At 62.8% G+C, this 12,166-nt stretch carries 13 protein-coding genes and 1 pseudogene; 7 read left to right on the top strand and 7 right to left on the bottom strand.

The window, feature by feature from the left end:
* Window positions 1-230: DUF599 family protein (locus EOA60_RS04800; protein WP_128311102.1), on the bottom strand; the 230-nt coding region annotated here is incomplete at its 3' end.
* 168 nt (window positions 231-398) lie between these two features.
* Here EOA60_RS04800 and EOA60_RS04795 point away from each other — a divergent pair.
* From EOA60_RS04795 to EOA60_RS04785, 3 genes are all read left to right on the top strand, one after another.
* On the top strand, window positions 399-1,802 hold the full coding sequence (locus EOA60_RS04795) for an L-serine ammonia-lyase (protein WP_095825360.1): 1,404 nt from the start codon (window positions 399-401) through the stop codon (window positions 1,800-1,802).
* A gap of 139 nt (window positions 1,803-1,941) precedes the next feature.
* Window positions 1,942-2,379: a DUF1489 family protein gene (locus EOA60_RS04790; protein ID WP_067319848.1), complete on the top strand. Its 438-nt coding sequence runs from the start codon at window positions 1,942-1,944 to the stop codon at window positions 2,377-2,379.
* Window positions 2,380-2,502: 123 nt separating this feature from the next.
* Window positions 2,503-3,201 (top strand): molecular chaperone DnaJ, encoded by a 699-nt coding sequence (locus tag EOA60_RS04785; protein WP_095825361.1) that lies wholly within the window; start codon window positions 2,503-2,505, stop codon window positions 3,199-3,201.
* A 41-nt stretch (window positions 3,202-3,242) separates the two neighbouring features.
* On the opposite strand, the gene EOA60_RS04780 is transcribed toward EOA60_RS04785, so the two are convergent.
* Window positions 3,243-4,697 (bottom strand): D-alanyl-D-alanine carboxypeptidase, encoded by a 1,455-nt coding sequence (locus EOA60_RS04780; RefSeq protein WP_095825362.1) that lies wholly within the window; start codon window positions 4,695-4,697, stop codon window positions 3,243-3,245.
* 288 nt (window positions 4,698-4,985) lie between these two features.
* Between EOA60_RS04780 and EOA60_RS04775 the strand changes: the two genes are divergently transcribed.
* Window positions 4,986-5,315: a phasin family protein gene (locus EOA60_RS04775; RefSeq protein WP_095810897.1), complete on the top strand. Its 330-nt coding sequence runs from the start codon at window positions 4,986-4,988 to the stop codon at window positions 5,313-5,315.
* 10 nt (window positions 5,316-5,325) lie between these two features.
* On the opposite strand, the gene EOA60_RS37375 is transcribed toward EOA60_RS04775, so the two are convergent.
* Window positions 5,326-5,502: a hypothetical protein gene (locus tag EOA60_RS37375; protein WP_156751000.1), complete on the bottom strand. Its 177-nt coding sequence runs from the start codon at window positions 5,500-5,502 to the stop codon at window positions 5,326-5,328.
* An 89-nt stretch (window positions 5,503-5,591) separates the two neighbouring features.
* Between EOA60_RS37375 and clpS the strand changes: the two genes are divergently transcribed.
* Both clpS and clpA read left to right on the top strand, forming a co-directional pair.
* Window positions 5,592-5,918, top strand: a complete 327-nt coding sequence (gene clpS / locus EOA60_RS04770) for an ATP-dependent Clp protease adapter ClpS (RefSeq protein WP_041000825.1) — start codon at window positions 5,592-5,594, stop codon at window positions 5,916-5,918.
* Window positions 5,919-5,924: 6 nt separating this feature from the next.
* Window positions 5,925-8,390, top strand: a complete 2,466-nt coding sequence (gene clpA / locus EOA60_RS04765; protein WP_066992605.1) for an ATP-dependent Clp protease ATP-binding subunit ClpA — start codon at window positions 5,925-5,927, stop codon at window positions 8,388-8,390.
* A 237-nt stretch (window positions 8,391-8,627) separates the two neighbouring features.
* Here the strand turns inward: clpA and EOA60_RS04760 are convergent, their stop codons facing one another.
* Both EOA60_RS04760 and EOA60_RS04755 read right to left on the bottom strand, forming a co-directional pair.
* The gene (locus EOA60_RS04760; RefSeq protein WP_067320148.1) at window positions 8,628-9,560 is read right to left on the bottom strand and encodes a phosphatase PAP2 family protein; all 933 of its coding nucleotides are present in this window, start codon (window positions 9,558-9,560) and stop codon (window positions 8,628-8,630) included.
* 374 nt (window positions 9,561-9,934) lie between these two features.
* Window positions 9,935-10,363: an HIT family protein gene (locus EOA60_RS04755; RefSeq protein WP_066992609.1), complete on the bottom strand. Its 429-nt coding sequence runs from the start codon at window positions 10,361-10,363 to the stop codon at window positions 9,935-9,937.
* A 155-nt stretch (window positions 10,364-10,518) separates the two neighbouring features.
* Here EOA60_RS04755 and EOA60_RS04750 point away from each other — a divergent pair, with 155 nt between their 5' ends.
* The gene (locus EOA60_RS04750) at window positions 10,519-10,683 is read left to right on the top strand and encodes a cytochrome oxidase subunit III (protein WP_095825363.1); all 165 of its coding nucleotides are present in this window, start codon (window positions 10,519-10,521) and stop codon (window positions 10,681-10,683) included.
* 21 nt (window positions 10,684-10,704) lie between these two features.
* Here EOA60_RS04750 and EOA60_RS04745 read toward each other — a convergent pair whose 3' ends face one another.
* A complete protein-coding gene (locus tag EOA60_RS04745) occupies window positions 10,705-11,919 on the bottom strand; it encodes a GNAT family N-acetyltransferase (protein ID WP_127334977.1) in 1,215 nt (404 codons plus the stop codon).
* Between the two features lie 144 nt (window positions 11,920-12,063).
* A pseudogene (locus tag EOA60_RS39830) lies at window positions 12,064-12,166 on the bottom strand (glycerophosphodiester phosphodiesterase); the annotation flags it as partial.

The raw sequence follows: 12,166 nt of genomic DNA, 5'->3' as shown, positions 1-12,166 counted from the left end.
CCGCCATCATGTCCGGGCTGCAGCAAGGCACCGCCTTCTTTGCCTCGAGCTCGCTGATCGCGCTCGGCCATGTTGCGCATCCAGGCTTCGCGCTGAGCGTTCATGGCCGTGGTCAGCGACACGCGGCTAACGAGCTTGCCGTCGGAGGCCAGCGTATGCAGCACCCAGACGACCAGGAAAAAGGCCAGAGCGGCCAGGTCTGTCGCCGAAAGATGAAGGGAATCGCCCATACGTTCTTTTACCACAGGCCGGGCGTTTCGACGGCGGAAGCAAGCGGTACATGTCGCTGCCGGAGCAAACAAGGTCGGCTGACGCCGCGCCGCGACATGCAAAACAGCGGAAACATCGCGAGAATTCCTATATGTAAGTTTTGAGCGGCCTCCAGGAGACAGCGGCGCGTGTTCCTTTCGGTTTTCGACCTGTTCAAGATCGGCATCGGTCCATCGAGCTCGCATACGATGGGACCGATGACGGCTGCGCGGCGTTTCCTTGACGAAATCCTCGCCGACGACTGGCCGCGCCCGGCCGGCGTCAAGGTCGATCGGATCGGCGCCAGCCTGCACGGCTCGCTCGCTTATACCGGCATCGGCCATGGCTCGGACCGCGCCGTCATCCTCGGCTTGGCCGGCGAGACGCCGCAGACGGTCGATCCGGATGAGGCGGATAGCATCGTTGCCCGCATCGGAACGGAGAAACGGATTTCACCGCCTGGGCATCCGGCCTACCGCTTCGACCCGGCCAAGGATCTGGTGCTCGACCGCAAGACGCCGCTGACCGGCCACGCCAACGGCATGGCCTTCTATGCCTACGATGCGTCCGACCGGCTGCTGCTCAAGCGCATCTATTATTCAATCGGCGGCGGCTTCGTCGTCTCCGAGGAAGAGTTGCAGCGCATGAAGGCCAAGGGCTCGGTGACGACGGAAGGCAAGAAGGTGCCTTATCCGTTCAAGAACGCCGTCGAGATGCTGGCGATGGCGGCCAGGAGCAGGCTTTCGATCGCCGAGATGAAGCGGTCCAACGAGGAAACGCATATGTCGCGCGAGGAGTTGGACGCCGGCCTCGACGCGATCTGGAGCGCCATGAAAGGCTGCATCGACCGCGGGCTGTCGCAGGACGGCATCATGCCGGGCGGACTGAAGGTGCGGCGCCGCGCACGCCAATTGCATGACAAGCTGCAGGAACAGTGGCAGCAGAACCGGCCCAACCCCTTGCTCGCCAATGACTGGCTGTCGATCTATGCCATGGCGGTGAACGAGGAGAACGCCGCCGGCGGGCGCGTGGTGACTGCGCCGACCAACGGTGCCGCCGGCACGCTGCCGGCGGTGCTGCGCTACTGGCTGCATTTCCATCCCGAAGCCGACCAGCCGAGCATCCGCGACTTCCTGCTGACGGCCGCCGCCGTCGGCGGCATCATCAAGTCAAACGCTTCGATCTCGGGCGCCGAGGTCGGCTGCCAGGGCGAAGTGGGATCCGCTTCGGCAATGGCGGCGGCCGGGCTTTGCGCGGTCATGGGAGGCACTCCGGAGCAGGTCGAGAACGCCGCCGAAATCGCGCTCGAGCACCACCTCGGCATGACCTGCGATCCGGTCGGCGGCCTGGTGCAGGTGCCCTGCATCGAGCGCAATGCGCTGGGCGCGGTCAAGGCGGTGACAGCCGCCTCGCTCGCCATCAAGGGCGACGGGACGCATTTCGTGCCGCTGGATGCTGCGATCGAGACCATGCGCCAGACCGGTCTCGACATGAACGAGAAATACAAGGAAACCAGCCTCGGCGGACTCGCTGTCAACGTGGTCGAGTGCTGACCTTGCCCTTTCCACCGGCGGGCTTGGTTTGCCGAAGCGATCGAAACGGCCACGCTGGCCTCATGATTTGGCTGCAGTCGGCCTGTGCATAATCCCGCTTGGCGTTGAATGCCTTCGGCGCTGTCGCTAGATTGCGGGCATGTCTCTCAATCTCGTCAAACTCTGCGTCGGCTGCGACAGCGTCGAGGACCTGGAAGAGTGGATCGCCTTCCGTCTCGACGAGCGGTGCCGCGCTGGCGAGCCGGCCGAGCACTGGCACACCACGCGCATGGTGCCGACGCGCGGTGGGGAGATCACCGATGGCGGCTCGCTCTACTGGGTGATCAAGGGCAACGTCCAATGCCGGCAGCTGATTACGGAGATCCGGCCTTTCGTCGATGGCGAAGGCATCGGCCGCTGCCATCTCGTGCTTGATCCCGAAGTGGTGCGCACCGACTGGCAGCCGCGCCGCGCCTTCCAGGGCTGGCGTTATCTTAAGCCCTCCGATGCGCCGGCCGATCTCGGCAAGGGCAGGGCCGCATTGGCCGAGATGCCGCCGAAACTGCGCCTGGAGCTTGCGGAACTCGGCCTGCTGTAGGACTGCAGGTCCTCATCTTTCGCTTGCTGGCCCTTCGACCGGCTCGGTATGGGGCTTGCAAGCGCCGCCCCTGCGCCACATCTTGATTTTGATGCACAATCATTTGGATGGCGGTGCAAACTGATGGGCGTGATCATCGCATTGGCAGCCGTGCTCCTGATGCTTTTCGGCGCCGCGACAATCTTTGTGCGTGCCGACGCAGCGAGGATGGCGGACAGTCTCAGAACGCTTGGGCCCGCGCTGTTGGGCCTGATCGGCGCGACGATGCTCGTGGTCGGCCGCAGCAGCTTTGGCGGCCTGCTGATGATTGCGGGTGCAGGCTGGTATGCCTGGATGCGGGCGAGGCGACCGCCACCGAAGCTTGTCGCGGCCAAACGCTCAACCGTGCGCACCGCGGCTCTCGAAATGGAGCTCGACCACGACAGCGGCAAGCTCGAAGGCCTTGTTCTCGCCGGCCATTACGAGGGGAGAATGCTGAGCGCCATGGGGATCGAGGAGCTGCAGCAACTCCATGTCGAGCTGCGGCCGGACCCGGAGAGCCGCCAGCTGCTAGAGACGTATCTTGACGGCCGTTTTCCCGTCTGGCGCAAGGACGCGCAGCCGGACAGTGGCGAAGGGCTGGGTGTTGCGCCAGGTGCGGGCGCCATGACTAAGGAGGAGGCCTACAAGATCCTTGGTCTTGAAGCGGGGGCTGCCGCGGCGGATATCCGCAAGGCGCACCGCCGCCTGATGCAGCGCCTGAACGCCGATGTCGGCGGCACGTCTGTCCTGGCGGCGCGGATCAATGAAGCCAAGTACGTCTTGCTCTCCAATCACGACTAGTCTCCTTCGACGCGGAACTTCCCGGGAGGTTCAAAAGCCGCCTATTGCTGGACGGCGTAGCACTCGATCTTCTTTCGCTTCAGGGCGTCGCAAGCTTTCCAGGCTGCGTCCTTCGAGCCGAAACCGCCGAAGCGGGCGCGGTAGTAGGTGACGCCGCCCTTGTCGAACGCGACCGTGAAGCCCGATGCGTCGGCCAGCACCTTCGGCGCCTGCTTGGTCGTCTTGTCGAGAAGCGCCTGAGCCCCCGATTGCGTCGGCGAGGACGCGACCTGCACCACCCATCCCGACGGCAGCGAGGCCGTCTTGACCGGATCGATGGCCGGGGCGGCGGCTGCGGCCGGCTCGGCGTAAGCGGCAACCGTCTGGGACGTGGCTTCGGGCTGTGATGCGGTTTCGGTCTCTGAGGTGGTTTCTTGGGGCGCGGGTGCCGGAGCCATGGCGGCCACCGCAACCGTCTTCACCTTCCTGACCTGGATCACCGGCTTGGTTTCCTCAGCGACCGGCGCGCTGTCATCGGCTGACGCGACTTCGGTGTCGTCGACAGCCGGTTTTTCGTCCGGAGTCGGCGCGTCATGCTTGGGCAGGAGGACCTTGGCCAGAGCCTTGATCGGATTGCCGCCGCCCGCCTTGGCGATCAGGTTGCCGCCGCCGCGGGTCGAGGCGCGCGGCAGATAGGTGTTGATCAGTGAAGCCATCTGGTTGTCGCGGCTGCGGCCGGAAGCGCCGCCCATCACCACTGCGACGAGGCGGCGATCGCCATCGGCGACTGAGGAGACCAGGTTGTAGCCGGAAGCGCGCGTGTAGCCGGTTTTGATGCCGTCGACACCCTTGATGCGGCCGAGCAGGCGATTATGGCCGTTGATGCGCTGGCGGCCATAGAGGAACGAGCGCTGCGAGAAATAGCCGTAATATTGCGGGAAGTGCTCGCGGAGCGCGATGCCGAGCATCGCCATGTCGTGCGCCGTGGTGAACTGGCCCGGATCGGGCAGGCCATTGGCATTGCGGAAGACAGTGCCGTTCATGCCAAGCTGGCGTGCCTTGGCCGTCATCATGCGGGCAAAATTGTCTTCGCTGCCGCCGAGCAACTCGCCCAGCGCGGTCGCCGAGTCGTTCGCCGACTTCGTCACCATCGACAGGATCGCGGTCTCGACCGGCACCGACCCGCCGGCGCGCACGCCGAGCTTGGTCGGCGGCTCGGACGCGGCATGGGCCGAGAACGGCACCGGCGTGTTCTTGCCGATCCTGCCCTTCGCCAATGCCTCGAAGGTGAGGTAGAGCGTCATCATCTTGGTGAGTGAAGCCGGATAGCGCCGGCCGTTGGCGTCGGCCGAATAAAGCACCCTTCCGGTCTTGGCGTCGACGACAATCGCGGCAGACTTTGCCGCCATCGCGGAGGCGACATCGGCGGTGACAATCGTCACCGCGAGCGCGGCAATCATGATCGCCTTGAAGGAGAATGAAGATTTGGAGACGAAGCCCGACAACGCCTGACGCACCGTTACTTACCCTGAATTTTCGTTGCCCCGGAGGCGGCAGAGGGGTGCCTGCCTCACTTCCGGCCAAGCTATCGCGGTCAGCGTTACCAATCCGTTTATGGTAACCGCCGCGTTCACCATTTTCTGGCGATTTGAGCCTCTGTTTATTCGAACTTTAGCGGTCGCTGTCGCGCGGAGCCCTTGCGGCTCAAGGCAATCTTGACTTTTGTGCAGCGCACAATATATTCCAGTGCATTGCACAGGGGCGCCCGGGGCTAAATGGGCGTTTCAACCAAGGGAAGGCATGAAATGACCCAGACCTATGAGGACTTCGCGAAATACGGCAAGGAGTTTGCCGACACCGGGCTGAAGAGCTTTGCCTCGCTCACCAAGGGTGCGCAGGCGATCGCGACCGAAGCCGGCGAATACACCAAGAAGAGCTTCGAGGCCGGCAGCGCCGCCTTCGAGAAGCTGTTCTCGGCCAAGTCGATCGAGAAGGCCATCGAGATCCAGACCGACTACGCCAAGCAGAGCTACGAGAGCTTCGTGGCCGAGGCCAGCAAGATCGGCAATCTCTATGCCGAGCTCGCCAAGGAAGCCTACAAGCCGTTCGAATCGGTCGTCGCCAAGACGAAGTAATTTCGTCCGATCACATCGGGCAGGCTAGCCGGCCCGCAAAAACAACCCGGTCGCGGAAGCGCGGCCGGGTTTTTTCATGCGCCGCCGCAACCACCCGCGCCTTGCCGCATTCACGATTGAGAAATTCGCTGAAGTTTGCGTACCTAGCCATATTGTCAGCTAAACAGAAGGGCTTAAAATCGGCCATCGAAGACCTACATGTTGAACTCGCATGAGGATTCGAAAAGGCAGGACTACGTGACGATCGGTTTGACTGCCACGGCAGGCGTGGTGCGAATGCAAGGTGACGGCGACCGCAACGATCCCGGTCGCGGCACGGCGGTCATCACGCGCACCAAAACCAAGACAAAAAAGCCCAGCCTCTACAGGGTCCTCATCCTTAACGACGACTACACTCCCATGGAGTTCGTGGTCCACGTCCTGGAGCGTTTTTTCCAGAAGGACCGCGAGGCCGCCACACGCATCATGCTGCATGTTCATAATCATGGAGTGGGCGAGTGCGGGGTCTACACATTCGAGGTGGCCGAGACCAAAGTGTCTCAGGTCATGGATTTCGCCCGACAGAATCAGCATCCGCTGCAATGCGTGATGGAGAAGAAGTGAGGTAACATGCCGGCTTTCTCCCAAGGCCTGGAAAAGGCGCTACATCAGGCGCTGACGTTCGCCAACGAGCGGCATCATGAATATGCAACGCTCGAACACCTGCTGCTGGCGCTCATCGACGACACCGAGGCGGCCGCGGTGATGCGCGCCTGCAATGTCGATCTCGACGAGCTCAAGCACACCGTTCTGACCTATATCGACACCGAGCTCGACAATCTCGTCACCGGTTACGACGAGGATTCGAAACCGACCGCCGGGTTCCAGCGCGTCATCCAGCGCGCCGTCATCCATGTGCAGTCGTCCGGCCGCGAGGAGGTGTCCGGGGCCAATGTGCTCGTCGCAATCTTTGCCGAGCGCGAAAGCCATGCGGCCTATTTCCTGCAGGAACAGCAGATGACCCGCTACGACGCGGTCAACTACATCTCGCACGGCATCGCCAAGCGCCCCGGCGCTTCGGAGTCGCGCACGCCGCGCGGCGCCGACGATGAGCAGGGCGGTCAGAACGGCGCCGAGCCGCAGGAAGACGGCGGCAAGAAGAAGCCGCAGGACGCGCTGACGGCCTACTGCATCAACCTCAACAACAAGGCCAAGGCCGGCAAGATCGATCCGCTGATCGGTCGCGAGAGCGAGATCAATCGCACCATCCAGGTGCTGTGCCGCCGCTCCAAGAACAACCCGCTCTATGTCGGCGACCCAGGCGTCGGCAAGACGGCGATCGCCGAGGGCCTTGCCAAGCGCATCGTCGAAGGCGACGTGCCCGAGGTGCTGCAGGACGCCACCATCTTCGCGCTCGACATGGGCACGCTGTTGGCCGGCACGCGCTATCGCGGCGACTTCGAGGAGCGGCTGAAGCAGGTCGTCAAGGAGCTCGAGGACTATCCGGGCGCGGTGCTGTTCATCGACGAGATCCACACCGTGATCGGGGCAGGGGCCACGTCCGGCGGCGCCATGGATGCCTCGAACCTGTTGAAGCCGGCGCTGTCGTCCGGCGCGATCCGCTGCATCGGCTCGACAACGTACAAGGAGTTCCGCCAGTTCTTCGAGAAGGACCGCGCGCTGGTGCGGCGCTTCCAGAAGATCGACGTCAACGAGCCGACCATCGAGGACGCCATCGAGATCATGAAGGGCCTGAAGCCCTATTTCGAGGAGTTCCACAAGGTCCGCTACACGAGCGAAGCGATCAAGGCTTCGGTGGAGTTGTCGGCCCGCTACATTAGCGACCGCAAGCTGCCGGACAAGGCGATCGACGTGATCGACGAGACCGGCGCCTCGCAGATGCTGGTGCCTGAGGCCAAGCGCAAGAAGACGATCGGCATCAAGGAAATCGAGGCGACGATCGCCACCATGGCGCGCATCCCGCCGAAGACGGTTTCGGCGGACGACGAGAAGGTGCTGCAGGGTCTCGATGTCGAGCTGAAGCGCGTCGTCTACGGTCAGGATACTGCAATCACAGCGCTGACGTCGGCGATCAAGCTGGCGCGGGCGGGCCTGCGCGAGCCGGAGAAGCCGATCGGCTCCTACCTGTTCTCGGGGCCGACCGGCGTCGGCAAGACGGAAGTGGCCAAGCAACTCGCGGCCTCGCTCGGCGTCGAGCTGATCCGCTTCGACATGTCGGAATATATGGAACGCCACACCGTCTCGCGGCTGATCGGCGCACCTCCCGGCTATGTCGGCTTCGACCAGGGTGGACTGTTGACCGACGGTGTCGACCAGCATCCCCATTGCGTGCTGTTGCTCGACGAGGTGGAGAAGGCGCATCCGGATCTGTTCAACATCCTGTTGCAGGTGATGGATCACGGCAAGCTGACCGACCACAACGGCAAGCAGATCGACTTCCGCAACGTCATCCTGATCATGACGACCAATGCGGGCGCATCGGACGCTCAGCGCGCGGCGATCGGCTTCGGCTCGACCAAGCGCGAGGGCGACGACGTCGAGGCTATCAACCGGCTGTTCACGCCCGAATTCCGCAACCGTCTCGACGCGATCATTCCGTTCGGCTCGCTGCCGATCCCGGTGATCCATCAGGTGGTGCAGAAATTCGTCATGCAGCTCGAGGCCCAACTTTCCGAGCGGGGCGTCACCTTCGACCTGTCGCCGGACGCGATCGCCTGGCTGGCCGACAAGGGCTATGACGAGCGCATGGGCGCGCGTCCGCTCGGCCGCGTCATTCAGGAGCACATCAAGAAGCCGCTGGCCGACGAGGTGCTGTTCGGCAAGCTGAAGAAGGGTGGCACGGTGCGCGTCACCGTCGAGAAGAAGGAAACCGGCGAGACCGGCCTGAAGCTCGAATCGTTGGCCGATGAAGCTCCGGTGAAGCCGAAGAAGGAAGAGCCGGAGGACGCGCCGAAGCCGAGGAAGGCGGCGGCGAAAAAGCCTGCCGCCAAGAAGGCCGTGGCGCAGAAGCCGGAGCCGAAGGGCAAGGACGGCGGCAAGCGAAGCCTGGTGCCGCAGCTGCCCCGCAAGGGCTGATCGACCTGAAGCGCGTCCCGCTGAAACGGATTCAGGCGGCGCGCGCTAGGTGCTTGTTACCAAAACGGCCGCCCGCCTTTGGGCGACATGCATTGCAGTCAAAAAGCCCCGGCAACGGGGCTTTTTGATTGGGAGGAACCGACACGTGATGGCTGGCCAAATCATCCATACGGAATGGCGCGCGGCCCTCCGGAAGTCGAGCATTGCCGCCCCGGGAAATGTTTGCTGGCTGCAGAGTCAAGCAACGCCGTCCGGCGCGAAGCGTGTCAGGAAATATCCGCACGCCTTCCAGATCATGATCGACAAGAGGGCACCCGCGTAGCCGTCGATGGCATAATGCCAGCCAAGCGCGACTGAGCCGACCATTATCATGGCAGCGAATGCCCACATCAGGATACCGGCCGGCCGGGAGCGCCGCGTTGCGTACAAAGAGAAAAGCACCGCCATCGCCACGTGCATGGACGGGAAAGCGGATATGCCGATGCTGCCGACGGTCGCGCCGGTATAGCCGCTCCATAGCATGTCCTGCGTGCTAAGCGCCCAGATCGGATAGATGCGATCGGCGGCGGCGAGTGCCTGCATGAGGGGACGGAAGTCACCGCCGAGTCCCAGTCGCTCGTAAAAGCACGGCCCTGCCGACGACAGCCCCATCGCCAGGAAGAAGCCGCCAAGCGTCCATATCAGCATGAAGCTCATCAGGAACTGATGACGCAGCTTCGTATCTTTGCGCGTGATGCAGGCGGTGAAAACCGTGGCGATGAGCACGATGAACCAGAAATTGTAGGCGAGATTGAGCATCCTCAATGCAAATGGCGACTGGACGACAAACCACAGCCATTCGTCCGGGGCTCTACCGAAATGCAGGATCCGATCGGCGTGGGCCAGCGCCTTGTCCCATGCAAAAGGGGAGAGGATTGCGATGGCTCCTTTCAGAACACCGACGGCGGATACGAAGGCGATGCTGGCGGTCAGGCCGTTGAGGCTGTTGGCCGTGCGTTCGGCGTCGCCGAAAAAGCTGCCCAGCGATTTCAGGAAGGTGCCGAGCGGTTCGGGATCCCGTTTGACCAGCGCAAGGTGGAGAAAGATCCCAAGTGCAAAGACGCAACCGCAGATCCAGAAAGCGATCAAAAGGTACTCAATGTATTCTTTCAATATGCCGAAATCCGGCATGTTTCCGGTGCGCATGCCGATCGCTATTGCCAGAAGCAGAGCGCCGACGGCCAAGGCGTGAAGCAATCTGTGTCGTCGAAAGGCGTGTGCCATGGCGATCAGAAAAGCCCGTCCGCCAGCCATCCTCGCAAGGGGGTTCGACGCCGCAACCGAATTGTCCATGGTTTGAAACCCAATAGCTCGCCACGCCTCAGCGTTCTACAGCGAGATGGTTCGATATTTCCTAACCAAACGATTCGAGTGCAAACGGTCGCATCCGGGCGCCGCACGCGGCCGGCCGGGGAAAAACGCGCCGGGGTTGTCGCGGCAAACCGATATAGGATCGTCAGTGCGAGGCTGTCAGTCGGCCTTCAACGGCGACGGGGCCGCGCGCTTTAGTTTCCCAGTGCCGCGCGGATCTTGCCGGCGTTCTCGGCCAGCACTTCCGGCTTTTCCATCTGCCCGGAATGAGGCTTCAGCGGCACGCCGTCGAAGCGCGGAATGACGTGGACATGGAGATGGTAGACGGTCTGCCCGGAGGCCGGCTCGTTGAATTGCATCAAGGTGACGCCGTCGGCGTTGAAGGCCTTTTTCACGGCAACCGCCACCTTCTGCACCACGGCAAACAGCGGACCGAATGTTGCCGGATCGGCGTCGAGGATATTGCGCGACGGCGCCTTCGGCACCACCAGCGTGTGGCCGACTCCTTGCGGCATCACATCCATGAAGGCTACGACCGCATCGTCCTCATAGATGCGGTGCGAGGGGATTTCGCCGCGCAGGATTTTCGCAAAGATGTTGCCGGGATCGTAGGCTTCGGCCATGGCGGGCACTCCGGATTAGGTCGTCGTCCGGTGTAGCGAAGCCGCTTCCGAGCGGCAAGACGATTGAGCCGATCTGTCGGCAGCGCGGTCGGCCATCGCTGTTGCATGATCGCAGGTGTTGTCGTCTGATACGTCAATGTCAGGATGGAGCGACTGTGAAGTGGATCGTCGCCGGATGGCTGTTGTTCATTGTGTCGGCGCTGTTCTTCATCGCCGCCGCGTCGCGCGCAGGCGATCTGCTGGCGCTTGGCGGCGGCATTTTCTTCCTGGTTGCCTGCTTTTCGTTCCTCGTTCCGATCGCGGCCCGAAAGCCGCAATGACTGTGGATGGCAAGGCCCGAGCTATTCCTTGAGATCCTTGCGGAACGGGGTGTGCTCTTCGAGATAGTCCCCCATCCGCTCCACCTCGCGCCTCTCGCGGCGAAGGTAGTCGGCGACCGCGTTGCGCAGGCCAGGATGGGCGATGTAGTGCGCCGAATGCATGGTCACCGGCTGGTAGCCGCGCGCCAACTTGTGCTCGCCTTGCGCGCCGGCCTCCACCACCTTCAATTTGCGCTCGATCGCGAAGTCGATCGCCTGATGGTAGCAGACCTCGAAATGCAGGAAGGGGTGATCCTCGATGCAGCCCCAGTTGCGGCCGTAAAGCGCGTCGGACCCGATGAAGTTGATGGCGCCCGCAATGTAGCGGCCGTTGCGCTTGGCCATGACCAGGAGAATGTCCTCGGCCATGCGCTCGCCGATCAGCGAGAAGAACTGGCGGTTGAGATAAGGGCGGCCCCATTTCCTGCCGCCGGTATCCATGTAGAAAGCGAAGAAATCGTCCCAGACGCGTTCGGTGATGTCCCTGCCGGTCAGCCAATCGATGCTGATGCCGTCGGCCAGCGCCTCGCGACGCTCCTTTTTCATCGCCTTACGCTTGCGTGAAGCGAGCGTGGCGAGGAAGTCATCATAGCTCGAAAAGCCTTCGTTGAAGAAATGGAACTGTTGGTCGGTCCGGTGCAGGAAACCCGCTGCTTCGAGCGTCGCAATGTCGGGCTCGGCGGCGAAGGTGACATGCGCGGAAGACACGCCGAGCTTGTCGGTCACCAATTTCAGGCCGGCGGCGAGGCCGGCCCTCACCGCGCCTTCGTCCTCGCCCCTGCTTACGAGCAGGCGAGGGCCGGTGACGGGCGTGAACGGCACCGAGCATTGCAGCTTCGGATAATAGCGCCCACCTGCGCGCTCGAACGCGTCCGACCAGCCGTGGTCGAAGACATATTCGCCCTGACTGTGCGATTTGAGATAGCAAGGCACGGCGCCCAGCAGCTTGCCTTGCGCCGTCTCGAGCCTGAGGTGATGACCCTGCCAGCCGGTGCGCCGCACGGCACAGCCAGAATCCTCAAGCGCGCTCAGAAAACCGAATGAAACGAGCGGGTTGTAGCCGTTTGCTCTGTCGCCGCGCGCGGTTCCGGCGAAGCTGTTCCATTCATCGCAGGTGAATGCGCCGATGGTGGTCGCGATGCGGACCGAATAGTCCGCATTCGCTGTCGGTCCATCGTCGTCGTCACCCTGATCCATCCGGCTTATTTAAGCGTCCTCAGGGCAGCTACAAGTCACGTTTCAGGCACTGCCTCACAGCATGATGCCGAAAGTGCGAAGCGGTTTTCGGACGGCATCATGCTCGGATCTGATCCAGGTCGTTCGACCTGAAATCATCCAGCTCTAGGCGACCTTGACCAGGTCCGGCTCAAAGCCCTCGAAGGTCATCTGGTCGGCATATTTGAAGGTGAGGTCGACCGCCGGCTGGTCGTGCACGGTCCAGGTG

This window comes from Mesorhizobium sp. M1A.F.Ca.IN.020.06.1.1, from assembly GCF_004023265.1.
GTDB lineage: Bacteria > Pseudomonadota > Alphaproteobacteria > Rhizobiales > Rhizobiaceae > Mesorhizobium.
The sequence above is the reverse complement of the archived record's forward strand: the minus strand, read 5'-3'. Positions and strand labels throughout refer to the sequence as shown.